Source organism: Streptomyces sp. NPDC032126, assembly GCF_055580085.1.
Window position 1 is genome coordinate 12,491 of sequence record NZ_JBVIMA010000002.1, and the last position, 22,717, is coordinate 35,207.

Sequence of the window (22,717 nt, forward strand, 5' to 3'; positions counted from 1 at the left end):
CGACCCGGTCCTCCGAACACGAAGGGCGGCCCCCACCTGACCGGGGGCCGCCCTTCGGCGTCGTACGGAGAACGCTACTTGCGCATGACCTCGGGCTCGTGGCGGCGCAGGAAGCGGGCCACGAAGAAGCCGCAGATCACGCCGAGGACGATCAGGGCGGCCATGTCCATGCCCCAGGCGCCGACGGTGTGGTCCCACAGCGGGTCGGTGTCGCCACCGTCCTTCGGCGGGCTGATCTTGTTGAAGTCCAGCGTGGCGCCCGCGGCGGCCACCGCCCAGCGCGACGGCATCAGATACGAGAACTCGTTGACGCCGATCGAGCCGTTCAGGGTGAACAGGCAGCCCGTGAACACGACCTGGATGATCGCGAACATGACCAGCAGCGGCATGGTCTTCTCGGCGGTCTTCACCAGCGAGGAGATGATCAGGCCGAACATCATCGAGGTGAAGCCGAGCGCCATGATCGGGATGGAGAGCTCGACCAGCGTCGCGCCGCCGAGGACCAGGCCCTCGTCGGGGATCTCCCGGCTGGAGAAGCCGATGACGCCCACCAGCAGGCCCTGCGCCACGGTGATCAGGCCCAGCACGAACACCTTGGACATCAGATAGGCCGAGCGGGACAGCCCGGTCGCGCGCTCGCGCTCGTAGATGACCCGTTCCTTGATCAGCTCACGGACGGAGTTCGCCGCGCCCGCGAAGCAGGCGCCGACCGCGAGGATCAGCAGGACGGTGGTGGCCGTGCCGTTGGGGATGATCCGGCCGGTCTTCGGGTTGACCGGGTTGGGCAGCAGGCCGTTTCCGGAGTCGATGAGCAGGCTCACCGCGCCGAGGACGGCCGGCAGGATCACCATCAGGGCGAGGAAGCCCTTGTCGGAGACGATCACCGAGACGTAGCGGCGCACCAGGGTGACGAACTGCGACATCCAGCCCTGCGGCTTCGGCGGCTTCATCGCCTGCATGGGCGGCAGCTGTACGGACTGCGGCGCCACCGCGTCGATGTCCGCGGCGTACATCTGGTAGTGCTGCGAGCCCTTCCAGCGGCCCGCCCAGTCGTAGTCGCGGTAGTTCTCGAAGGCGGAGAAGACATCGGCCCAGGTGTCGTAGCCGAAGAAGTTCAGCGCCTCCTCCGGCGGGCCGAAGTACGCGACGGAACCGCCCGGAGCCATCACCAGGAGCTTGTCGCAGATCGCCAGTTCGGCCACGGAGTGGGTGACGACGAGGACCGTGCGGCCGTCGTCGGCGAGTCCGCGCAGCAGCTGCATGACGTCGCGGTCCATGCCCGGGTCGAGGCCCGAGGTCGGCTCGTCCAGGAAGATCAGGGACGGCTTGGTGAGCAGCTCCAGGGCCACGGAGACACGCTTGCGCTGGCCGCCGGAGAGGGAGGTGACCTTCTTCTCCTTGTGGATGTCCAGCTTCAGCTCGCGCAGCACCTCGTCGATGCGGGCCTCGCGCTCGGCGGCCGTGGTGTCGGCCGGGAAGCGCAGCTTGGCCGCGTACTTGAGGGCCTTCTTGACGGTCAGTTCCTTGTGCAGGATGTCGTCCTGCGGGACCAGACCGATGCGCTGGCGCAGCTCGGCGAACTGCTTGTACAGGTTGCGGTTGTCGTAGAGGACGTCGCCCTGGTTGGCGGGACGGTAGCCCGTCAGCGCCTTGAGCAGAGTCGACTTGCCGGAACCGGACGGTCCGATGACCGCGATCAGCGACTTCTCCGGGACGCCGAAGGAGACGTCCTTGAGGATCTGCTTGCCCCCGTCGACCGTGACGGTCAGATGGCGGGCGGAGAAGGACACCTCACCGGTGTCGACGAACTCCTCCAGGCGGTCGCCGACGATACGGAACGTCGAGTGACCGACGCCGACGATGTCGGCCGGGCCCAGCAGTTGCGATCCGCCCTTGGCGATCGGCATACCGTTGACGTACGTGCCGTTGTGCGAGCCGAGGTCGCGGATCTCCATGCGCCCGTCGGGCGTCGAGTGGAACTCCGCGTGGTGGCGCGAGACCTGCAGGTCGGAGACGACCAGCTCGTTCTCCAGGGCACGACCGATGCGCATGACGCGGCCGATCGAGAACTGGTGGAACGTGGTCGGGCTGCGGTCGCCGTAGACCGGCGGCGCCCCCGCGCCGACGCCGGGGCCCTGCTGCGGGATCTGCGCGGCCTGCTGCTGCGGCTGCGGCCAGCCGGCCTGCGGTGCCTGCGGCTGCGGCGCGGGAGCCTGCTGGGCCCAGCCCGCGTTCGCGGCCTGCGCGGCGAACGGCTGCTGCTGGGGCTGGGCGACCGCCGCGGCGGCGCCGGAGAGGTTCAGGCGCGGCCCGTCGGTGGCGTTGCCCAGGTGCAGAGCCGTGCCGGGCGCGAGTTCCAGCTGGTGGACGCGCTGCCCCTGCGCGAACGTGCCGTTGGTGCTGCCATGGTCCTCGATGACCCAACCGCGGCCGTTGAAACTGACCGTGGCGTGCCGCCAGGAGACCCTGGCGTCGTCGAAGACGATGTCGCCCTGCGGATCGCGTCCGAGGGTGTATGACCTGGACGGATCGAGCGTCCAGGTACGTCCGTTGAATTCCAGTACGAGTTCCGGCACTCCATGCCCCACTGAGTTGTCCCCCGAGTTACCCCCATCACAGGGAGTCTAGGGATGTCGAACATCGGGGGGAACTATTTCAGGAGCGGCCCCCTGACCGAAAGTCGGGCCTTGTGAAGGGAGCGCGGACACTCATCGGCCGTTCCCGTTGACGGGGTTGAAACCGGCCCGGAGAGTGGTAAACGCACGCGAGGGGGACATGAGCGGCCGTCCCGCACGGAGGACAGCCGCTTCGCCCCGCGGATCGGGGGGTCTGCATGAGTGCCGGCACGGGTGTTGAGGGCGTCGGAGCCGCGCGGCGCGGCCGGGGGGTGCCGTGGGCGGACGTACTGCTGTCCGCGATCGCCGCGGTGAGCTGGGCGTTGATCGGGATGGCGGGCACGGCGGCGCTGGGTCTGCATCTGCTGGAGGCCGACTCCGCGGGCTCGCTCGGGACGATGACCGCGGCGGTGGTGGCCCTGGGGGCCGGTGGTTCGGTGTCGCCGTCCGGCGATGTGTCGGCCTTCGGGCTGACGGGCGCGGAGGCGACCACCGCCATCGAGATCACGCCACTCGGGGTGAGCCTGGTCGGGGCGCTGCTGCTGTCGTGGTTCTTCCTACGATCCCTGCGCGCGACCGGAGTTGTCGTCGCACCGGCCGAAATCCTCGCGCGCGCGGGCGCGGTGGTCGCCGTCTTCGTGGCGACGCTGGGCGGGCTGGCGTGGGCGGGACACGATGTGATCACGATCGACGGGGGCTCACTGGGCCTGGGCGACCTGCCCGGTGGCGGTGGTGGCGGAGGAGGTGGAGGCGGTGGCATCGCGATCCCCGGGCTCGGCGACCTGGGGAACATCGGAGGGCTGCTGCCGGACCGGATCGGTGACCTCGTCGACGCGCGGGCGGCGGTCGGCTTCACCGTGGACACCGGGCCGACGCTGCTCGGGGGGCTCGGCTGGTCGGCCGGGGTGCTGCTGATCGCCCTGCTGGCCTCGCGCCGCACGCCGCTGCCGCGCGGCTGGGAGGCGGTGCACCGGGTCGTACGGCCGGCCGTGTCCGCGCTGGTGACCGTGGCGCTGGTCGCGGTGGCCGCCGGGGTCGCGGCGGCGGTGTACGCGGCGATCGGGGACGCGCACCCCAAGCGGATCGCGGGGGCGGCGCTGCTGGGGGCGCCGAACGGGGTGTGGCTCGGCATCGACGTGGGCCTGTTCGTGCCGTGGAACGGGCGGGCGACGGGCGTCCTGACACACCTGCTGCCGGATCCGCTGGACGACCTGCTGCACGCGGGCGACCACCAGTCGGTGACGCTCGGCAGACTGGCCGAACTGGACGGCCGGGTGTGGCTGTTGGGGGTCGCGGCGGCACTGATGATGCTGCTGGCGGGGGTGTTGACGGCGGTACGGACACCGGTGGCGACGGGGGTGGAGGGGGTGACGGGGGCCGATGTCGGTGCGGGTGGTCTACGGGGTGAGGGTGCCCTTCGTTTCGTTCGGCGGTGTGCGCTGCGGCTGGGGGTGGCGACGGCACTGGCCCTGCCGCTGCTGGCGTGGCTGACGGAGGTGTCGGTGGACGCGTCCCTGTCCGTACTGGGCTTCGACGCGTTCGGTGCGGGGGTGGAGCTGCGGGGGCGTCTCGGGGTGGCGCTGCTGTTGGGGGCTGTCTGGGGGGCGGGGGCGGGAGCGCTCGGGGCGGCACTGGCGTGGGCCTTCGGGGCGGCGGGGGCACGAGCCTCGGGGTTGGCACGGGGTGCCGTGGGGGTGGGGGCGGGCGGCGGAGCGGGGGTTGGTGGCCAGGCGGGCGGCGGGGCGGAGCGTGGTGGCCAGGCGGGCGGCGGACCGTACACGCCGGGCGTGCCGCATCGCCCCCCGAATCCGGCGACCAATCCCTATCTGCGGGTCCCCGAGGAACTACGGGAGCCGGAGGACGCCCGGCCGGGGGGTTACGGGCGGGGAAGTCAGGGGGCGGGAAGCCAGGGGCTGGGAAGCCAAGGGGCGGGTGGCTGGGGGCCGGGTGGCTGGGGACCGGGAGGTCACGGGCAGGTGGGCCAGGGGGCCGGAAGCCAAGGGGAGGTGGGCCAGGGGTCGGGTGGCCCGGGGCCGGGAGGTCACGGGCAGGGAGGCCAAGGGGCGGGAACCCAGGTGCCGGGAAGCCAAGGGTCGGGAGAGGTGTCGGGGGACGCGGGGGGCGAGGCGGGGGCGCCGGACGATGTGTACGGGGCTCCCACGGTGGTGCGGCCGCTCGGGGCGCCTCCCCGGTCGTGGCCGCGTCCCCCTCGACCTCGGCCGGGTGGTCGGTCCCGCCCCTCGGACGAGGGTCCGCCGCCTCCCCCGCCTCCCCCGCCGCCCGCACCGCCGCGGCGGCCGAAGGGGTCCGGGTGAGTCGACGAGGGCCGTCCGGCGGGAGCGATCCGGCAGGGACGGCGACGCGGCCCGCGCCCGCTGACGGGGGCCGGTAACCAGGAGACGGCCGTGCGGCCCGTGCTCCGGGCGCGTCGGTCCTCGGCCGCCGAGTCGTCACCTCGATGTCATCCACTGTTCCGTGTCCGCCAGTCGGACCTGACCGGCGGGAGGCACTGGGTGCCGGATACGGTGGTTACACCATGAGTGATTCGCAGACTGCGTCCTCCGACGTCCCTACTCTCCTTGTCAAGATCTTCGGCAAGGACAGGCCGGGCATCACGGCCGGCCTCTTCGACACCCTCGCGGCCTACTCCGTCGACGTGGTCGACATCGAGCAGGTCGTCACCCGGGGCCGGATGGTCCTGTGCGCGCTCGTGACCGAACCGGCACGCGGCCTGGAGGGTGAGCTGCGCTCGACCGTCCACAGCTGGGCGGAGTCCATGCGCATGCAGGCGGAGATCATCTCCGGTACGGGCGACAACCGTCCGCGCGGTCACGGACGGTCCCTGGTCACCGTGCTGGGGCACCCCCTCACCGCCGAGGCGACCGCCGCCATCGCCGCGAAGATCACCAAGGCCGGCGGCAACATCGACCGCATCTTCCGCCTGGCCAAGTATCCGGTCACGGCCGTCGAGTTCGCCGTCTCCGGTGTGGAGACCGAGCCGCTGCGCACCGCCCTGGTCACCGACGCGGCCGCCCTCGGGGTGGATGTCGCGGTGGTCGCGGCCGGTCTGCACCGGCGGGCCCAGCGGCTCGTCGTCATGGACGTCGACTCGACGCTGATCCAGGACGAGGTGATCGAGCTCTTCGCCGCGCACGCCGGCTGCGAGGACAAGGTCGCCGAGGTGACCGCGGCCGCGATGCGCGGGGAGCTCGACTTCGAGCAGTCGCTGCACGCGCGCGTGGCCCTGCTGGCGGGGCTGGACGCGTCGGTGGTCGACAAGGTCCGCAGCGAGGTGCGGCTGACGCCCGGCGCCCGGACCCTGATCCGTACGCTCAAGCGCCTCGGCTACCAAGTGGGGGTCGTCTCCGGCGGATTCACCCAGGTCACCGACGATCTGAAGGAGCGGCTGGGGCTGGACTTCGCCCAGGCCAACACCCTGGAGATCGTCGACGGGAAGCTGACCGGCCGGGTGACCGGCGAGATCGTGGACCGGGCCGGCAAGGCGCGGCTGCTGCGCCGGTTCGCGGCGGAGGCGGGCGTGCCGCTGTCGCAGACCGTGGCGATCGGTGACGGCGCCAACGATCTGGACATGCTGAACGCGGCCGGCCTCGGCGTCGCCTTCAACGCCAAGCCGGTGGTGCGCGAGGCGGCGCACACCGCGGTGAACGTGCCCTTCCTCGACACCGTGCTGTATCTGCTGGGCATCACCCGCGAAGAGGTCGAGGCGGCGGACACGCACGTCGAGCAGTGACGGTTCCCCGGAGTCCGGGCGTCGGACGCGGGACGTCCCAGGGCCCGGTGCCGCTGCCGGCGCCGGGCCCTTGTGTCGGTGCGTGGGTCAGTCGGCGGGGGCCCAGTAGTCGCGCAGCGTGGCGACGCCCGGCTCCAGGCTCTTCCAGGAGCCGTCGAAGGTGAGGACGGCGAAGGCGGCGGCCGGGAAGCCGCGGCGGCCCATCCGCTCGCCCGCCTCCTCGTCGGCCGAGCCGGAGAGGATGTCGGCGAGGCCGTGCACTCCGGGGTTGTGGCCGATCAGCAGGACGTTCCGCGCGTCGTCGGGGGTCTCGTTGAGCAGGGCGATCAGCTCGCCCGGGGATGCCTCGTAGATCCGCTCCTCGTAGACGGTTTTCGGCCGGTGCGGGAACTCGTGGACGGCGAGCTTCCAGGTCTCGCGGGTCCGCTGCGCTGTGGAGCACAGGGCCAGGTCGAAGGCGATGCCGGTGTCGACCAGCCTGCGTCCTGCTTCGGCGGCGTCCGTGCGGCCCCGATCGGCGAGCGGCCGCTCGTGGTCGGTCACCTGGGGCCAGTCGGCTTTCGCATGCCGGAAGAGGACGATCCTGCGGAGTTCTGCGACGCTCATGCCACCCAGCTTCGCATGAAACACGCCACTGGGCGCAGGGAGTTGACATGGGGTTTCACGGGCGGGCCGAGGTGCGTGGGGAGCGCGCGGTCATCGCCTGACCAGCTGCTGCACCCGCTCGAAGAGGTGGGTGATCGCCGGGTCGCCGGAGGCCGCGTGGGCGTCGGCGGGGTTGAGTATCAGCAGGAGCAGGGAGACGAAGGCGAGGGTCGGCAGGGCGAGTGCCCACCAGGGCAGCCGGGTGCCGACGCCGCCCGTGGAAGCCGGGTGGGGCCGGGTGTGCGTACGGGCCGACATGGGTGCCTCCGCTGCTTCGCGAGTGGTCCGTGGACCGCGCCGCGCGGCCACATCTCGAAGCTACGGAATCCCGGGCCGCCAACCCATCCGGTGATCCACCCACTTGACCCTGACCCTCACCCCCTAGGGGGTGGGGGGTTAACCCCACCCTGGGCCGTGGCTCAGGGCGAGGCGATCGTCGCGATGACGGCGATGATCACGAAGATGGCGAGGAACGCGCCGAAGATCAGCAGCATCTTCTTCTGGCCGTTCTGCGGGTTCGGGTCGAGCACTGGCATACGGCAAGTCTCGCACCCCGCCGCCCGGCCCGGTCCGCCGGGGTGGGACGGTTCCCGGGCCTGTCTCTAGCCCTGTCGCCGGCGGGCGACGGCCTCGTCCTCGATCGTGCGGTCGCGGCCGGCCAGGACGCCCACGGCCATCTGCGGCACCATCAGGGTCGCCATGAGCGCGATCGGCACGCCCCAGCCGCCGGTGTGCTGGTAGAGCACGCCCACCAGGAGGGGGCCCGGAATGGAGATCAGATAGCCGGTGCTCTGTGCGAAGGCCGACAGCTGGGCCACCCCCGCGCCGGTCCTGGCCCGCATGCCGACCATCGTGAGGGCCAGCGGGAACGCGCAGTTGGAGACGCCGAGCAGGAGGGCCCAGGCCCAGGCGCCGGCGGCCGGGGCGACGTACAGGCCGGCGTATCCGGCGAGGCCGCAGGTGCCGAGCGCGAGCACGATCGGGCCCTGCCTGGGCAGTCGGCCGGCCAGGCGCGGGATGACGAAGGCGAGGGGCACGCCCATCACCATGGTGACGGCGAGCAGCAGGCCCGCCGTACCGGCGGGCACCCCGGCGTCGCGGAAGATCTGCGCCATCCAGCCCATGGTGACGTAGGCGGCGGTGGCCTGGAGCCCGAAGAAGACGGCGAGCGCCCAGGCGGTACGGCTACGAGTGACCCGCACCCGCGCGGACACCGCCTGCGGGGCGGCCGCCGTAGGGACGGTGGCGGCGGGGACAGGACCGACCGGGCTCGGGCCTACGGAGACACGGGCACCCGCGGAGCCGGGGCCGCCTGTCGAGACCGGACCGCCAGGGAGGGAGCCGGCGGGGGCCGGATCGGCAGGGGCGGAGCCGGCGGGGACCGGGCCGCCCGGGACGGGGCCTGCCGAGTCGGCGTCGGTCTGTGGGTGCCTGTCACGCGTGTGGGCCAGCCACGGCAGGACGGCCAGGGCGGCCGGGAGTGACCAGAGGGCGAGGCCGGACTGCCAATTGCCGCCCAGCGCATCGGTCATGGGCACGGTGACGGCGGCCGCGAGGGACGTGCCCAGGGCGAGCGCCATGGAGTACAGGCCGGTCATGGAGCCGACGCGGTCCGGGAAGTGGCGCTTGACGATGACCGGCATCAGCACGTTGCTGACGGCGATGCCCATCAGGGCCAGCGCGCTGGCGGCGAGGAAGGCCGCCGTGCCGCCCGCGTAGGGCCGTATGAGCAGGCCGGCGGTGATGGCGGCCATGCCCGCGCACACCACCGCGCCCGCGCCGAAGCGGCGGGCCAGGCGCGGGGCGGTGATGCCGAAGACGGCGAAGCACAGCGGGGGCACGGAGGTGAGCAGGCCGGCCACGCTGCCGCTCATGCCGAGCCCGTCGCGGACCTCTTCGAGGAGGGCGCCGAGGCTGGTGATGGCGGGCCGGAGGTTGAGGGCGGCCAGGACGATGCCGAGGACGAGCAGCCGGGTGCGCCACACGCGCGTGCCGGACGGGCGGGGCTGACCGGCGTTCGAGGCGCGGGCGGCCGGCGCGGGCACCGGCGTCACCGACATCGATGGCCTGGGCGGTGTAGGCCGTGCGGGCGAACCCGCGCGGGTCTCCGCGGTCTCCTCGGTCGTGTCGGTCTTCTCTGTCGCCATGCCGCCCATCATAGAATCATAGGATGATTGGTTGTCCATCCCCGGGTGGCCCTCCCCCCGCCCGCTCGTGCGAAGGTGTGCCATGGCCCTGACCCACCCCCGCCGCTCGGCCCTGTCCGAGCAGGTCATCGCCGAGCTCCGCCAGCAGATCACCTCCGGCGAGTGGCCGGTCGGCTCGCGCATCCCGACGGAGCCGGAGCTGGTCGAACAGCTGGGCGTCGCCCGCAACACGGTCCGCGAGGCCGTCCGCGCGCTCGCGCACAACGGCCTGCTGGACATCCGCCAGGGCTCGGGCACCTACGTCGTGGCGACGAGCGAGCTGGCGGGTGTGATGCACCGCCGTTTCGCCGACGCCGACCCCCGGCACATCGCCGAACTGCGGGCCACGCTGGAGTCGAGCGGGGCCAGACTGGCCGCCGAGCGGCGCACCGAGAAGGACCTCAAGCAGCTGGACGCGCTGCTCCTACGGCGCGAGGAGGCGTGGGCGTCGGGCGACGCGGAGGCGTTCGTGGTGGCGGACGCGACCTTCCACCTGGCGGTGGTGTCGGCGTCCCACAACGACGTGATGACGGCGATGTACGCCGACCTGGGCGAGGTGCTGCGGGACTGGCTGCGCGAGGACGTCGGCCGGGAGCTGACGCCGGAGACGCACATGGACCACACGCGGCTGGTCGACGCGATCCGCGCGGGCGACGCGGACGCCGCCGCGGCGGAGGCGGCGAGCTATCCGTTCCTGTGCCGGCCCGGGCGGTTCACAGCCGCTCGTGACTGACCCAGGCCGAGCCGACCTCCTTCCAGCAGCGGCCGGTGAGCCGAACGGTCAGGGCGGGCCCCACGTCGACGGGGGCGCTGTCGGTGTCGAGGTCCCACCAGCGGGCGCACTCGACGTGCAGACGGACGCGGTCCGTGCCGGCGTAGGGGTTGTGGCAGTAGGCGACCACATGGGAGCCGCGCACAGCGGTGCGGCACTCCGAGCCGAAGGGGTCGGCCGCCTTCACGCGCGCGTGCGGCGTGGCGTCGTAGGGCAGGGACAGGACGAGGGCGACCGCGAGGGTCACCGGGGCCAGGCTGCGGGACAGGCGCACAAGGGGACCTCCTCGGCCGTACGGCTGCGGGGCGGTGCGGTCCTCCCAGCGTGCGCGTCGGCGCTGGTCACCGCCCGGCCGGAGGGGCCGAAAGGGTGACGCCCCGCGCCCCGCGCGCTGCGGGGAACGGGGCGTCGGGCGCCGTGGCGGGAACGGTCAGGCGCCGATGGCGTGCAGACCGCCGTCGACGTGGACGATCTCGCCCGTGGTCTTCGGGAACCAGTCGCTCAGCAGGGCGACGACGCCGCGGCCGGCCGGCTCCGGGTCGCTGAGGTCCCACTCCAGCGGGGAACGGGTGTCCCACACCGCGGCCAGGTCGCTGAAGCCCGGGATGGACTTGGCGGCCATCGAGCCGAGCGGGCCCGCGGAGACGAGGTTGCAGCGGATGTTCTGCTTGCCCAGGTCGCGGGCGATGTAACGGCTGGTGGCCTCCAGGGCGGCCTTGGCCGGGCCCATCCAGTCGTACTGCGGCCAGGCGAAGGAGGCGTCGAAGGTGAGGCCGACGACCGAGCCGCCGTTCTGCATCAGCGGCAGGCAGGCCATGGTCAGCGACTTCAGGGAGTACGCCGAGACGTGCATGGCCGTGGCGACGGACTCGAACGGCGTGTTGAGGAAGTTGCCGCCGAGGGCGTCCTGCGGGGCGAAGCCGATGGAGTGCACGACGCCGTCGAGGCCGCCGAGCTCCTCGCCGACGATGTCGGCCAGGCGGCCGAGGTGCTCGTCGTTGGTGACGTCGAGCTCGATGACCTTGGTGGGCTTCGGGAGCTTCTTGGCGATGCGCTCGGTCAGCGTGGGACGCGGGAACGCGGTCAGGATGACCTCGGCGCCCTGCTCCTGGGCCAGCTTCGCGGCGTGGAAGGCGATGGACGCCTCCGTGAGCACACCGGTGATGAGGATGCGCTTGCCGTCGAGAATTCCGCTCATGGTGATCAGTGACCCATTCCCAGTCCGCCGTCAACAGGGATGACGGCTCCAGTGATGTACGAGGCGTCGTCCGAGGCGAGGAACCGCACCGTCGCGGCGATCTCCTCCGGCTGCGCGTAGCGTCCGAGCGGCACCCCGGCGAGGATGCCGGTGCGCTGCTCGTCCGTGAGCACCTTGGTCATGTCGGTGTCGACGAAGCCGGGCGCGACGACGTTGAAAGTGATGTTGCGCGAGCCCAGCTCACGGGCGAGGGAGCGCGCGAAGCCGACGAGGGCGGCCTTGGAGGCGGCGTAGTTGGCCTGCCCCGGGGAGCCGTAGAGTCCGACGACCGAGGAGATGAGCACGACGCGGCCCTTCTTGGCGCGCAGCATGCCGCGGTTGGCGCGCTTGACCACGCGGAAGGTTCCGGTGAGGTTGGTGTCGATGACCGAGGTGAAGTCCTCCTCGGACATGCGCATCAGGAGCTGGTCCTTGGTGACGCCGGCGTTGGCGATCAGGACCTCGACGGGGCCGTGCTGGGCCTCGATCTCCTTGTAGGCCTGCTCCACCTGCTCGGGGTCGGTGATGTCGCACTTGACGGCGAGGAAGCCGGCCGGCGGCTCACCCGAGCGGTACGTGATCGCGACCTTGTCGCCGGCGTCGGCGAACGCGCGGGCGATGGCGAGGCCGATGCCCCGGTTGCCTCCGGTGACGAGAACCGAGCGGCTCAACGGATCACCCTTTCGATAGAGGTCAGACACATCCGCCCGAACACCTGGATGACAGGCGGCTTCATCAGAAACCTATCGGTCGGGCCGAGGCGGCGGACATTGGGGCACCGACAGTGGCTCACCGGAGTCGCTGTGGGATCCCTACAGAAAGTTTGCGCGCCCCGGTCGGAAACGTGTGGTCCGCACGGCCGCTCCCGCGAAATGATCGGAGCCGACAGGTGACAGACGCATCGGAGCCGTCAGGCGACGACGACAGGGAGACCTCCGTGCCCCATACGATCGATGAAGCCTTCACGGCGCTTCCCCTACGCGCCCTGGCCGACGCCGCGCTCGCACGCGCGCGTGCGCTCGGGGCCGAGCACGCGGACTTCCGGTTCGAGCGGGTGCGCAGCGCGTCCTGGCGGCTGCGGGACGCCAAGCCCGCCGGATCGTCGGACACGACCGACCTCGGGTACGCGGTGCGGGTCGTGCACGGCGGGACGTGGGGGTTCGCCTCGGGGGTGGACCTGACGATGGACGCCGCCGCGAAGGTCGCCTCCCAGGCGGTGGCGATGGCGAAGCTGTCCGCGCGGGTGATCAGCGCGGCCGGGTCGGACGAGCGGGTGGAGCTGGCCGACGAGCCGGTGCACGCGGAGCGGACCTGGATCTCGTCGTACGAGATCGATCCGTTCACCGTGCCGGACGAGGAGAAGACGGCGCTGCTCGCGGACTGGAGCAACCGGCTGCTGGCGGCGCGGGGCGTCAACCATGTCGACGCCTCGCTGCTGACCGTGCATGAGAACAAGTTCTACGCCGACACCGCGGGCACGGTGACCACCCAGCAGCGCGTACGGCTGCACCCGCAGCTCACCGCCGTGTCGGTCGACGAGTCGAGCGGCGAGTTCGACTCGATGCGCACCATCGCGCCGCCCGTGGGACGCGGCTGGGAGTACCTCACCGGCACCGGCTGGGACTGGGACGACGAGCTGGAGCGGATCCCCGACCTGCTCGCCGAGAAGATGCGCGCGCCCAGCGTCGAGCCGGGGCTGTACGACCTGGTCGTCGACCCGTCCAACCTGTGGCTGACGATCCACGAGTCCATCGGCCACGCCACCGAGCTGGACCGCGCCCTCGGCTACGAGGCGGCCTACGCCGGCACCTCCTTCGCCACGTTCGACCAGCTCGGCACGCTGCGGTACGGCTCGCAGCTGATGAACGTCACCGGCGACCGCACCGCCGAGCACGGCCTGGCCACCATCGGCTACGACGACGAGGGCGTGCAGGCGCAGTCCTGGGACCTGGTGAAGGACGGCACGCTCGTCGGGTACCAGCTGGACCGGCGGATCGCGCGCCTGACCGGGCTCGGCCGCTCCAACGGATGCGCGTACGCCGACTCGCCCGCGCACGTGCCCGTGCAGCGCATGGCGAACGTGTCGCTCCAGCCGGACCCGGCGGGGCTGTCGACGGAGGACCTGATCGGCGGGGTGGACCGCGGGATCTACGTCGTCGGCGACCGGTCCTGGTCGATCGACATGCAGCGCTACAACTTCCAGTTCACCGGGCAGCGGTTCTTCAGGATCGAGAACGGGCGGATCACCGGGCAGCTGCGGGACGTCGCCTACCAGGCCACCACCACCGACTTCTGGGGCTCCATGGCGGCGGTGGGCGGCCCGCAGACGTACGTCCTCGGGGGCGCCTTCAACTGCGGCAAGGCCCAGCCGGGGCAGGTCGCGGCCGTCTCGCACGGCTGCCCGTCGGCCCTGTTCAAGGGCGTCAACATTCTGAACACCACGCAGGAGGCCGGTCGATGAGCGCCCGTACCAGCAAGCCGCACGAGATCGTCGAGCGGGCCCTCGCCCTGTCCCGGGCCGACGGCTGTGTCGTCATCGCGGACGAGGAGTCGACCGCCAACCTGCGCTGGGCGGGCAACGCGCTCACCACGAACGGCGTCACGCGCGGGCGTACCCTCACGGTCGTCGCGACGGTCGACGGGAAGCAGGGGACGGCCGCCGGGGTGGTCTCGCGGGCCGCCGTGACCGCCGACGAGCTGGAGCCGCTCGTACGGGCCGCCGAGGCCGCCGCGCGCGGTGCCGGGCCCGCCGAGGACGCCCAGCCGCTGGTCGGCGGGGTGCCGGAGTCGCCCGACTTCACCGAGCCGCCCGTGGAGACCTCCTCCGCCGTGTTCGGCGACTTCGCGCCCGCCCTGGGCGAGGCGTTCGCACGCGCGCGTGCGGGCTCGCGGGAGCTGTACGGCTTCGCCAACCACGAGATGGTCTCGACGTACGTGGGCACGTCCACGGGGCTGCGGCTGCGGCACGACCAGCCGAACGGGACGCTGGAGCTGAACGCCAAGTCGCCGGACCGCACCCGCTCGGCCTGGGCCGGGCGCGCCACGCGGGACTTCAAGGACGTCGACCCGGCGGCGCTCGACGCCGAGCTGGCCGTACAGCTGGGCTGGGCGGAGCGGCGGGTCGAGCTGCCCGCCGGGCGGTACGAGACGCTGCTGCCGCCGACGGCCGTCGCGGACCTGCTGATCTACCAGATGTGGTCGGCGTCGGGCCGGGACGCGGCCGAGGGGCGCACGGTGTTCTCCAAGCCGGGCGGCGGCACGCGCCTGGGCGAGCGGCTGACCGAGCTGCCGCTGACCCTGCGCAGCGACCCGAACGAGCCGGGCCTGGAGTCGTCGCCCTTCGTCATCGCGCACTCCTCCGGCGACGACCAGTCGGTGTTCGACAACGGGCTGCCCGTGCACGCCACCGAGTGGGTCGGCGAGGGCGCGCTGAAGAACCTGGTCACCAGCAGGTTCACGGCCGGTCTGACCGGACTGGCGGTGGCGCCGGGCTTCGGCAACCTGATCCTGGACGGCGGTGACGACCGCTCCCTGGAGGAGATGGTCGCGGCCACCGAGCGGGGGCTGCTGCTGACGTGCCTGTGGTACATCCGCGAGGTGGACCCGGCCACGCTGCTGCTGACCGGCCTGACCCGGGACGGCGTCTATCTCGTGGAGAACGGCGAGGTCACGGGCGCGGTGAACAACTTCCGGTTCAACGAGTCGCCGGTCGATCTGCTCGGGCGGGCCACCGAGGCGGGGCGCACGGAGAAGACGCTGCCCCGGGAGTGGAGCGACTGGTTCACCCGGGCCGCGATGCCCGCGCTGCGGGTGCCGGACTTCAATATGAGCTCTGTCAGCCAGGGCGTATAACCTCGTACCTGATTAAGAGACCACTCAAGGAGACACGAGAACCGTGACGGACATCGTCGACGAGCTGAAGTGGCGCGGGCTGATCGCCGTGTCCACTGACGAGGACGCATTGCGCAAGGCGTTCGCGGACGGTCCCGTCACGTTCTATTGCGGCTTCGACCCGACCGCGCCCAGCCTGCACCTCGGCAACCTCGTGCAGATCCTGACGATGCGCCGGATCCAGCAGGCGGGCAACCGTCCGCTGGGCCTGGTCGGGGGCGCCACGGGCCTGATCGGCGACCCCAAGCCGACGGCCGAGCGCACGCTGAACGACCCCGAGGTGGTGGCCGGCTGGGTGGCGCGGCTGCGCGGCCAGATCGAGAGGTTCCTCGACTTCGAGGGGCCGAACGCCGCGACCATGGTCAACAACCTGGACTGGACGCAGGGCCTGTCCGCGATCAGCCTGCTGCGGGACATCGGCAAGCACTTCCGGGTCAACAAGATGATCGCCAAGGAGGCCGTCGCCCGGCGGCTCAACTCCGACGCGGGCATCAGCTACACCGAGTTCAGCTACCAGCTCCTCCAGGGCATGGACTTCCTGGAGCTGTACCGCAGGTACGGCTGCACGCTGCAGACCGGCGGCAGCGACCAGTGGGGCAACCTCACGGCGGGCGCCGACCTGATCCACAAGGTGGAGCCGCACGTCGCGGTGCACGCCCTGGCCACGCCGCTGATCACCAAGGCCGACGGCACGAAGTTCGGCAAGACGGAGTCCGGCACGGTCTGGCTCGACGCCGAGCTGACCACGCCGTACGCCTTCTACCAGTTCTGGCTGAACGCCGACGACCGGGACGTCCCGACGTACCTGCGCATCTTCAGCTTCAGGTCCCGTGAGGAGATCGAGGAGCTGGAGCGGCAGACCGCGGAGCGGCCGCAGGCGCGGGCGGCGCAGCGGGCGCTCGCCGAGGAGCTGACGACGCTGGTGCACGGCGCCGAGCAGACGGCTGCCGTGATCGCCGCGTCGAAGGCGCTGTTCGGGCAGGGCGAACTGGCGGAGCTGGACGAGCGCACGCTGGCCGCGGCGCTCTCCGAGGTGCCGAACGTCCAGGTGGCCGAGCTGGGTCCGGTCGTGGATCTGTTCGCCGAGGTGGGGCTCGTCGCCAGCAAGTCCGCCGCGCGGCGGACCGTGAAGGAGGGCGGGGCCTACGTGAACAACGTCAAGGTCACGGCCGAGGACGCGGTTCCCTCCCGGGAGGATCTGCTGCAGGGGCGGTGGCTGGTGCTGCGGCGGGGGAAGAAGAACCTGGCCGCCGTCGAGGTGACGGGCGCCTAGTCGCCGTAGGGGTGCGGGTGGTCTGCCGGGTGCCGCGTTCGTCGTGGTCGCTCGCGCGGTTCCCCGCGCCCCTCTCAGGCGCGCTGCTTCCTTTTGCCCAGGGTGGCCATGTACACCATGTCGCCCACCGCCACGATGATGATCGCTGCGATCAGCTGGAAGAAGTGGCGGCTCCAGTCGATGCCGCGGGTGGCTTCCACGCCGAACCCCCGGGCGATCGCGTTGCCGGCCATCGCGCCCAGCATGCCGAAGATCGTCGTGAGCCAGAGCGGGCTGTGCTGTTTGCCCGGGAGCAGCGCCTTCGCGATCAGGCCCAGCACGAACCCCACGATGATCGCCCACAACCAGCCCATGGCTGCCTCCTTGTACGGCCTGCGAGAACAGTGCCCCCAGTCTCGACGCGGGCCCGCTACGCCGCATGTCGTGCGGGGCCGTACGCGGTATGGCGCACGGCCGTCGCCCGACGGGGTGGCGACCCGGTCTCGAAGGCGGCGGAGCCGCGGCGTAACGTGGAGGTTGTGCGGATCCGCGCCCGCCAGGCGGGTGCGGACCGGTCGTGGACGGGGAGAGCGCCGAGCGGGCGGACGGTGGAATGTGATGCGGAAGCAGGGTGGGGGCGGCAACGCCCAGGTGTTCCGGATCACCGGGGCCCGGCAGGGGCTCCAGGAGGATGTGCGCGGGCGGCAGCGGCGCTACATCATCTCGATGACGGTCCGTACGCTCGCGGTGATCCTCGCGGCCACGCTGTGGAACGTGGAACGGCACGTCGCGGTGGTCGCGCTGGTGCTCGGGGCGGTGCTGCCGTACATCGCCGTGGTGATCGCCAACGCCGGTCGGGAGAACGTCCCTTCCCTGCCGTCGACGTTCGTGGGCGCGCCGACGCGGCCGATGATCATGCCGCCGCAGGCGGAGGAGCCGTACGCGGAATCGGTCCCGGAGGACCGGACCGGCGATCAGGCCGAGCGTCGGCCATGAGTCGTCTGTGCGCCAACCTCAAGAAATCCTCAGATCAACATGTTCTTTGACTGCCCTGCGGGTGGTCGCGCGTGACATACTGCCTAGGCGCTCCGCATCCCCCGTCGGAGCGACGGACCGACGCCGGGCAGCTCCCCCCGTGGCTGCTCGGCGTCGCCTTTTTGGGTGCGGGAGTTGTGGGACCGAGCTGTGAGTGACGAGACGCCGATCTGTTCTGCCAAGGGCTGCCGGGTCACCGCCGTGTGGGTGCTGGCCTGGAACAACCCGAAGATCCACACCCCGGACCGCCGCAAGACATGGCTGGCCTGCGACGAACACCGGGAGCATCTCTCCCAGTTCCTGGGCGTACGGGGCTTCCTGAAGGACGTCGTCCCGCTGGCCGAGTGGGAGTCCCCGGAGGGCTGAGCCGTCTAGCCGCCGATCGCCGACATCGGGCGGTCCGGCTGGACGAACGACGGGTCGTCCAGGCCCGCTCCCGCCTTCTTGCCCCACATCGCCAGGCGCCAGACGCGGGCTATCTCCTCGTCGGGGGCGCCGGAGCGCAGGGCTGTGCGCAGGTCCGTCTCCTCCTGGGCGAACAGACAGGTGCGAATCTGGCCGTCGGCGGTGAGGCGGGTGCGGTCGCAGGCCGCGCAGAACGGGCGGGTGACCGAGGCGATGACCCCCACGCGGTGCGGGCCGCCGTCGACGAGCCAGCGCTCCGCCGGTGCCGAGCCGCGCGCCTCGTCGCCCTCGGGGGTGAGGGTGAAGCGGGTGCGCAGGGAGGCGAGGATGTCTCCGGCCGTCACCATGCCCTCGCGCTTCCAGCCGTGTTGGGCGTCCAGCGGCATCTGCTCGATGAAGCGCAGTTCGTAGTCGTGCTCCATCGCCCAGGCGAGGAGGTCCGGGGCCTCGTCGTCGTTCAGTCCCGGCATCAGGACCGTGTTGACCTTCACCGGGGTCAGACCGGCCTCGCGGGCGGCCCGAAGGCCCTCCAGGACGTCCTTGTGGCGGTCGCGGCGGGTGAGGGTCTTGAAGACGTCCGGGCGGAGGGTGTCCAGCGAGACATTGACCCGGTCCAGGCCCGCGGCCTTCAGGGCCGCCGCGGTGCGCTTGAGGCCGATGCCGTTGGTCGTCAGGGACATGCGGGGGCGCGGCCGGAGTCCGGCGACGCGCTCCACGATGCCGACGAGGCCCGGGCGCAGCAGGGGCTCGCCGCCGGTGAAGCGGACCTCCTCGACACCGAGGACGCGGGCCGCGATGTCGATCAGGCGGACGATCTCGTCGTCCGTGAGGAGATCCGGTTTGGCCAGCCACTGCAGGCCCTCCTCGGGCATGCAGTACGTGCAGCGCAGATTGCAGCGGTCGGTCAGCGAGACTCTCAGGTCGGTGGCCACCCGGCCATAGGTGTCGATGAGCACGCGGGCCCCCTCCCTCGATACCTGATCAAAGGTCTTCCGTCACCTGCGAGCCTACGTGACGGCACCGACAGAGGCCGAGAGCCGATCCCACGACGTGGGACGGACCGCGTCGTAGGGAGCTACGACGCGGCCCGTCCGGAGGAACCTCTCAGTGCGCGCCGGTGCCGGTCAGCGAACGGACCTCCAGCTCGGCGTACTTCTCGGTGTCGGGCTCCTCCTTCGACAGAAGGGTGCCGAGGACGCCCAGGAGGAAGCCGACCGGGATGGAGATGATGCCGGGGTTCTCCAGCGGGAACCAGTGGAAGTCGACGTCGGGGAACATCGAGCTGGGCTTGCCGGAGACGACCGTCGAGAACAGCACCAGGCCGACCGCGGTGAACAGGCCGCCGTAGATCGACCACAGGGCGCCCTGGGTGGTGAACCGCTTCCAGAAGAGGCTGTAGAGGATGGTGGGGAGGTTGGCGGAGGCGGCGACCGCGAAGGCGAGGGCGACCAGGCCGGCGACGTTCAGGTCGCGGGCGAGGGCGCCGAGGACGATCGACACCGCGCCGATGCCGACGGTGGCCCAGCGGGCCGCGTTGATCTCCTGCTTCTCGTCGGCCTGGCCGCGCTTGATGACGTTGGCGTAGATGTCGTGCGCGAAGGACGAGGACGAGGCCAGGGTGAGGCCGGCGACGACCGCGAGGATCGTGGCGAAGGCGACCGCGGAGATGGTGGCCAGCAGGATCGCGCCCCAGGTGGAGTGCACGCCGCCGAGATGCAGGGCCAGCAGGGGTGCGGCGGTGTTGCCCGCCTTGTTGGAGGCGATGATCTCGTCCGGCTTGATCAGCGCGGCGGCGCCGAACCCGAGGGCGAGGGTCATCAGGTAGAAGCTGCCGATCAGGCCGATGGCCCAGATGACCGACTTACGGGCGGCCCTGGCGGTGGGGACCGTGTAGAAGCGGATCAGGATGTGCGGCAGGCCGGCGGTGCCGAGGACCAGGGCGAGGCCCAGGGAGATGAAGTCCAGCTTGGTGGTGCCGGTGGCGCCGTACTTCAGTCCGGGCTCCAGGAACGCCGAGCCCTTCGCGCTGTTGTCGGCGGCCGAACCGAGCAGGTCGGAGACGTTGAAGTCGAACTTCAGCAGGACCAGGAAGGTCAGCAGCAGGGCGCCGGTCATGAGGAGCACGGCCTTGACCATCTGGACCCAGGTGGTGCCCTTCATGCCGCCGATGGTGACGTAGAAGATCATCAGCACGCCGACCAGCGCCACGATGCCGATCTTGCCGCCGTCGCTGGTGATGCCGAGCAGCAGGGAGACGAGCACGCCCGCGCCCGCCATCTGGGCCAGCAGGTAGAAGATCGAGACCACGATGGTGGAGGTGCCGGCCGCCGTACGGACCGGGCGCTGGCGCATCCGGTAGGCGAGGACGTCGCCCATGGTGTAGCGGCCGGAGTTGCGCAGCGGCTCGGCGACGAGGAGGAGGGCGACGAGCCAGGCGACCAGGAAGCCGATGGAGTAGAGGAAGCCGTCGTAGCCGAAGAGGGCGATGGCGCCGGCGATGCCCAGGAAGGACGCGGCGGACATGTAGTCGCCGGAGACGGCGAGGCCGTTCTGGAAGCCGGTGAACTGCCGGCCGCCGGCGTAGAAGTCGGCGGCGTCCTTGGTCTGGCGGCCGGCCCAGACGGTGATGACGAGGGTGGCGACGACGAACACGGCGAACAGACTGATGATCAACGGGCGGTGCTCGCTGGCCTCGCCGGCGGCGAGCAGGGTGTGCTGTGCGGGGCTCATGCGCCGCCCTCCATCCGTGACTTGATCGCGTCGGCCTGCGGGTCGAGCGTGGCGGCGGCGCGCCGCGCGTACCACCAGGCGATGAGGAACGTGGTGAGGAACTGGGCGAGGCCGAGCACGAGGGCCACGTTGATGTTGCCGACGACCTGGGTGCCCATGAAGTCGCCCGCGTAGTTGGACAGCAGGACGTACAGCAGGTACCAGGCGATGAAGGCCAACGTCAGCGGGAAGGCGAACGACCGGTAGGAGCGGCGCAGTTCACCGAACTCGGGGCTCTCCTGCACCGCGACGAACTCCTCGGTGGTGGGGAGTTGGGCTGTCGATTTCGCGGGGGGCGGTGTCTCGGTGGCCACGGAGTCTCCTCGCGTTGCGGATGGCTGGAATGGGGGGCTCGATCGTCCTCGGGCTCCCTGCTCAACGTCACGGCGCCACGCGTGGACCGGTTCAACTCGTTCGGGTTCTTTCGGAAGCCGCCGCACGACATCTCGGCAAGTCATTGCTGGCCAGCGGGTTCGCGGGATAGCTTCGGGCGAGCAAAACCGTCATGTACCTGCCCGAGCACCACCTGTGTCTCGGGCTCGTTTCGTTTCCGGATGATGTGGAGACCCCATGGCTCATCTGCCTTCCAGACGCCGTCTCGGGCTCGCGGTGCCCGTCGTGCTGTCGCTGACCGCCTCGCTCGGCTTCCTGCCGGCGGCGGCCTCGGCGGCGCCGGCCACGACCTCCACCACGCAGACGGCCGACGCCGTGAACCTGGCGTATGTCGTCAACACGAAGGTGGACCACCGCACGATCGAGTCGGTGAAGAAGGCGATCGCCGCGGCCGACGGCACCGTCGTCGCCACGTACGAGCAGATCGGCGTGATCGTCGTGCACTCGGCGAACCCCGCTTTCGGCGCGCAGATACGCGCGGTGCACGGCGTGCAGTCGGCCGGCGCCACCCGCACCGGGGCGCTGGCCGCCGCGGGCACGACGGACGAGGGCGCGGTGCAGGTCCTGTCGGACGACCAGGCGGCGAAGATCGCGACCGCGTCCGCCGCGGCGGGCGAGAGCGAGCCGCTGGAGGCCGACCAGTGGGACCTGCGCGCGATCGGTGCCGACAAGGCCGCCGAGATCAACCCGGGCAGCAGCAAGGTGACCGTCGCCGTGATCGACACCGGCGTCGACGACACCCACCCCGACCTGGCGCCGAACTTCTCCGCGTCCCAGTCGGCGAACTGCGTCGGCGGTGTGGCGGACACGACGCCGGGCGCCTGGCGGCCGTACAACCCGGCCGAGGACTACCACGGCACGCACGTCGCCGGTGAGATCGCGGCGGCCCGCAACGGCATCGGTGTCGCGGGTGTCGCGCCCGGCGTGAAGGTCGCCGGCATCAAGGTGAGCGACCCCAAGGACGGCCTCTTCTACCCGGAGAACGTCGTCTGCGCCTTCGTGTTCGCCGCCGACCACGGCGTCGAGATCACGAACAACAGCTACTACGTCGACCCGTGGCTGTACAACTGCCTGGACGACCCGGACCAGAAGGCGATCGTCGACGCGGTCAACCGCGCCCAGCTGTACGCGCAGCACAAGGGCACGCTCAACCTGGCGTCGGCGGGCAACTCCGCCCACGACCTCGACTCGGACGCGATCGTCGACAACACCAGCCCCGATGACACCACGGCGGTCGAGCGCACGATCGACCCGCACACCTGCTTCGACGTGCCGACCATGCTGCCGGGCGTCGTCACGGTGAGCGCGACGGGTGTGAAGAACGTCAAGTCGTACTACTCCTCGTACGGTTACGGCGTCGTCGACATCGCCGCGCCGGGCGGTGACCGCAAGTTCCAGATCCCGACGGACACCCCGTCGCAGAACGGCCGCATCCTGTCGACCATGCCGGGTGGCGGGTACGGCTGGCTGCAGGGCACGTCGATGGCGTCGCCGCACGCCGCGGGCGTCGCCGCGCTGCTGAAGTCCAAGCACCCGTGGGCGACTCCGGCGCAGCTCCAGGCGCTGCTCAAGGTGCAGGCGGACAACCCCGGTTGCGCGGCGTACGACCAGGACGGCGACGGCACGCCGGAAGCGACGTGCGTGGGCAACCCGCGGTTCAACAGCTTCTACGGCTGGGGCGTCGTCAACGCGCTGAAGGCGGTCAAGTAGCGGTCATGTGATCGGCTTGATCTCTTGAGGGCCGGGCGGGAACAACCGCCCGGCCC

At 71.3% G+C, this 22,717-nt stretch carries 21 protein-coding genes; 9 read left to right on the forward strand and 12 right to left on the reverse strand.

The features are described from left to right. Nucleotides 1–74: 74 nt before the first annotated feature. Nucleotides 75–2,576: an ABC transporter ATP-binding protein/permease gene (locus ACZ5NW_RS08570; protein WP_468743036.1), complete on the reverse strand. Its 2,502-nt coding sequence runs from the start codon at nucleotides 2,574–2,576 to the stop codon at nucleotides 75–77. Between the two features lie 257 nt (nucleotides 2,577–2,833). Here ACZ5NW_RS08570 and ACZ5NW_RS08575 point away from each other — a divergent pair, with 257 nt between their 5' ends. Further along, nucleotides 2,834–4,930 (forward strand): streptophobe family protein, encoded by a 2,097-nt coding sequence (locus tag ACZ5NW_RS08575; RefSeq protein ID WP_468743037.1) that lies wholly within the window; start codon nucleotides 2,834–2,836, stop codon nucleotides 4,928–4,930. 221 nt (nucleotides 4,931–5,151) lie between these two features. Further along, nucleotides 5,152–6,366, forward strand: coding sequence for a phosphoserine phosphatase SerB (gene serB, locus ACZ5NW_RS08580; RefSeq protein ID WP_468743038.1), 1,215 nt, complete (start codon nucleotides 5,152–5,154; stop codon nucleotides 6,364–6,366). Between the two features lie 87 nt (nucleotides 6,367–6,453). Here the strand turns inward: serB and ACZ5NW_RS08585 are convergent, their stop codons facing one another. From ACZ5NW_RS08585 to ACZ5NW_RS08600, 4 genes are all read right to left on the reverse strand, one after another. Beyond that, a complete protein-coding gene (locus ACZ5NW_RS08585) occupies nucleotides 6,454–6,972 on the reverse strand; it encodes a SixA phosphatase family protein (protein WP_468743039.1) in 519 nt (172 codons plus the stop codon). A gap of 90 nt (nucleotides 6,973–7,062) precedes the next feature. Then, complete coding sequence (locus tag ACZ5NW_RS08590; protein ID WP_468743040.1) at nucleotides 7,063–7,269, reverse strand: hypothetical protein; 207 nt, start codon at nucleotides 7,267–7,269, stop codon at nucleotides 7,063–7,065. A gap of 161 nt (nucleotides 7,270–7,430) precedes the next feature. Next, entirely contained in the window at nucleotides 7,431–7,547 is a 117-nt protein-coding gene (locus ACZ5NW_RS08595; protein ID WP_468743041.1) for an SGM_5486 family transporter-associated protein, read from the reverse strand. A gap of 66 nt (nucleotides 7,548–7,613) precedes the next feature. Continuing rightward, a complete protein-coding gene (locus tag ACZ5NW_RS08600) occupies nucleotides 7,614–9,170 on the reverse strand; it encodes a CynX/NimT family MFS transporter (RefSeq protein ID WP_468743042.1) in 1,557 nt (518 codons plus the stop codon). 70 nt (nucleotides 9,171–9,240) lie between these two features. Here ACZ5NW_RS08600 and ACZ5NW_RS08605 point away from each other — a divergent pair, with 70 nt between their 5' ends. After that, nucleotides 9,241–9,930, forward strand: a complete 690-nt coding sequence (locus ACZ5NW_RS08605; RefSeq protein ID WP_468743043.1) for a FadR/GntR family transcriptional regulator — start codon at nucleotides 9,241–9,243, stop codon at nucleotides 9,928–9,930. Here ACZ5NW_RS08605 and ACZ5NW_RS08610 read toward each other — a convergent pair. The 3 genes from ACZ5NW_RS08610 to fabG all read right to left on the reverse strand — a co-directional run bounded on the left by ACZ5NW_RS08610 (nucleotide 9,911) and on the right by fabG (nucleotide 11,877). Next, a complete protein-coding gene (locus ACZ5NW_RS08610; RefSeq protein ID WP_468743044.1) occupies nucleotides 9,911–10,243 on the reverse strand; it encodes a hypothetical protein in 333 nt (110 codons plus the stop codon). The two genes, ACZ5NW_RS08605 and ACZ5NW_RS08610, sit on opposite strands and share 20 nt — an antisense overlap. Nucleotides 10,244–10,399: 156 nt before the next feature. Further along, on the reverse strand, nucleotides 10,400–11,167 hold the full coding sequence (fabI, locus tag ACZ5NW_RS08615) for an enoyl-ACP reductase FabI (RefSeq protein ID WP_468743045.1): 768 nt from the start codon (nucleotides 11,165–11,167) through the stop codon (nucleotides 10,400–10,402). Nucleotides 11,168–11,172: 5 nt separating this feature from the next. Beyond that, nucleotides 11,173–11,877 carry a 3-oxoacyl-[acyl-carrier-protein] reductase gene (gene fabG, locus ACZ5NW_RS08620; RefSeq protein ID WP_468743046.1) on the reverse strand — a complete coding sequence of 235 codons (705 nt, stop codon included), beginning with the start codon at nucleotides 11,875–11,877 and terminating at the stop codon, nucleotides 11,173–11,175. A gap of 266 nt (nucleotides 11,878–12,143) precedes the next feature. Here fabG and ACZ5NW_RS08625 point away from each other — a divergent pair, with 266 nt between their 5' ends. From ACZ5NW_RS08625 to tyrS, 3 genes are read left to right on the forward strand one after another with little or no spacing between them, the layout of a single operon-like run. Next, entirely contained in the window at nucleotides 12,144–13,667 is a 1,524-nt protein-coding gene (locus ACZ5NW_RS08625) for a TldD/PmbA family protein (RefSeq protein ID WP_468743047.1), read from the forward strand. Beyond that, nucleotides 13,664–15,058: a metallopeptidase TldD-related protein gene (locus ACZ5NW_RS08630; RefSeq protein WP_468743048.1), complete on the forward strand. Its 1,395-nt coding sequence runs from the start codon at nucleotides 13,664–13,666 to the stop codon at nucleotides 15,056–15,058. The genes ACZ5NW_RS08625 and ACZ5NW_RS08630 overlap by 4 nt, the downstream gene beginning before the upstream one ends. A 43-nt stretch (nucleotides 15,059–15,101) precedes the next feature. Continuing rightward, entirely contained in the window at nucleotides 15,102–16,370 is a 1,269-nt protein-coding gene (tyrS, locus tag ACZ5NW_RS08635) for a tyrosine--tRNA ligase (RefSeq protein ID WP_468743049.1), read from the forward strand. A 74-nt stretch (nucleotides 16,371–16,444) separates the two neighbouring features. Here the strand turns inward: tyrS and ACZ5NW_RS08640 are convergent, their stop codons facing one another. Then, nucleotides 16,445–16,723: a GlsB/YeaQ/YmgE family stress response membrane protein gene (locus tag ACZ5NW_RS08640; RefSeq protein WP_468743050.1), complete on the reverse strand. Its 279-nt coding sequence runs from the start codon at nucleotides 16,721–16,723 to the stop codon at nucleotides 16,445–16,447. A gap of 244 nt (nucleotides 16,724–16,967) precedes the next feature. Here ACZ5NW_RS08640 and ACZ5NW_RS08645 point away from each other — a divergent pair, with 244 nt between their 5' ends. Together ACZ5NW_RS08645 and ACZ5NW_RS08650 are read left to right on the forward strand one after the other, a co-directional pair. Then, nucleotides 16,968–17,345, forward strand: coding sequence for a DUF3099 domain-containing protein (locus ACZ5NW_RS08645; protein ID WP_468743051.1), 378 nt, complete (start codon nucleotides 16,968–16,970; stop codon nucleotides 17,343–17,345). A gap of 189 nt (nucleotides 17,346–17,534) precedes the next feature. Continuing rightward, a complete protein-coding gene (locus ACZ5NW_RS08650; RefSeq protein ID WP_468743052.1) occupies nucleotides 17,535–17,750 on the forward strand; it encodes a hypothetical protein in 216 nt (71 codons plus the stop codon). Nucleotides 17,751–17,755: 5 nt separating this feature from the next. Here the strand turns inward: ACZ5NW_RS08650 and moaA are convergent, their stop codons facing one another. From moaA to ACZ5NW_RS08665, 3 genes are all read right to left on the reverse strand, one after another. Continuing rightward, a complete protein-coding gene (gene moaA, locus ACZ5NW_RS08655) occupies nucleotides 17,756–18,745 on the reverse strand; it encodes a GTP 3',8-cyclase MoaA (protein ID WP_468743053.1) in 990 nt (329 codons plus the stop codon). A gap of 148 nt (nucleotides 18,746–18,893) precedes the next feature. After that, nucleotides 18,894–20,519, reverse strand: a complete 1,626-nt coding sequence (locus ACZ5NW_RS08660) for a solute symporter family protein (protein WP_468743054.1) — start codon at nucleotides 20,517–20,519, stop codon at nucleotides 18,894–18,896. Continuing rightward, on the reverse strand, nucleotides 20,516–20,872 hold the full coding sequence (locus ACZ5NW_RS08665) for a DUF485 domain-containing protein (protein ID WP_468743055.1): 357 nt from the start codon (nucleotides 20,870–20,872) through the stop codon (nucleotides 20,516–20,518). Before ACZ5NW_RS08665 ends, ACZ5NW_RS08660 begins: the two co-directional genes overlap by 4 nt. A 256-nt stretch (nucleotides 20,873–21,128) precedes the next feature. Between ACZ5NW_RS08665 and ACZ5NW_RS08670 the strand changes: the two genes are divergently transcribed. After that, a complete protein-coding gene (locus ACZ5NW_RS08670; protein WP_468743056.1) occupies nucleotides 21,129–22,661 on the forward strand; it encodes a S8 family peptidase in 1,533 nt (510 codons plus the stop codon). Nucleotides 22,662–22,717 lie beyond the last annotated feature (56 nt).

What these genes read in the sequence shown, in the direction of transcription:
- ACZ5NW_RS08575 (WP_468743037.1), top strand. Translation starts at nt 2,834, where the DNA reads ATGAGTGCCGGCACGGGTGTTGAGGGCGTCGGAGCCGCGCGGCGCGGC.
- serB (WP_468743038.1), top strand. Translation starts at nt 5,152, where the DNA reads ATGAGTGATTCGCAGACTGCGTCCTCCGACGTCCCTACTCTCCTTGTC.
- ACZ5NW_RS08585 (WP_468743039.1), bottom strand. Translation starts at nt 6,972, where the DNA reads ATGAGCGTCGCAGAACTCCGCAGGATCGTCCTCTTCCGGCATGCGAAA.
- ACZ5NW_RS08590 (WP_468743040.1), bottom strand. Translation starts at nt 7,269, where the DNA reads ATGTCGGCCCGTACGCACACCCGGCCCCACCCGGCTTCCACGGGCGGC.
- ACZ5NW_RS08595 (WP_468743041.1), bottom strand. Translation starts at nt 7,547, where the DNA reads ATGCCAGTGCTCGACCCGAACCCGCAGAACGGCCAGAAGAAGATGCTG.
- ACZ5NW_RS08600 (WP_468743042.1), bottom strand. Translation starts at nt 9,170, where the DNA reads ATGATGGGCGGCATGGCGACAGAGAAGACCGACACGACCGAGGAGACC.
- ACZ5NW_RS08605 (WP_468743043.1), top strand. Translation starts at nt 9,241, where the DNA reads ATGGCCCTGACCCACCCCCGCCGCTCGGCCCTGTCCGAGCAGGTCATC.
- fabI (WP_468743045.1), bottom strand. Translation starts at nt 11,167, where the DNA reads ATGAGCGGAATTCTCGACGGCAAGCGCATCCTCATCACCGGTGTGCTC.
- ACZ5NW_RS08630 (WP_468743048.1), top strand. Translation starts at nt 13,664, where the DNA reads ATGAGCGCCCGTACCAGCAAGCCGCACGAGATCGTCGAGCGGGCCCTC.
- ACZ5NW_RS08640 (WP_468743050.1), bottom strand. Translation starts at nt 16,723, where the DNA reads ATGGGCTGGTTGTGGGCGATCATCGTGGGGTTCGTGCTGGGCCTGATC.
- ACZ5NW_RS08645 (WP_468743051.1), top strand. Translation starts at nt 16,968, where the DNA reads ATGCGGAAGCAGGGTGGGGGCGGCAACGCCCAGGTGTTCCGGATCACC.
- ACZ5NW_RS08660 (WP_468743054.1), bottom strand. Translation starts at nt 20,519, where the DNA reads ATGAGCCCCGCACAGCACACCCTGCTCGCCGCCGGCGAGGCCAGCGAG.
- ACZ5NW_RS08670 (WP_468743056.1), top strand. Translation starts at nt 21,129, where the DNA reads ATGGCTCATCTGCCTTCCAGACGCCGTCTCGGGCTCGCGGTGCCCGTC.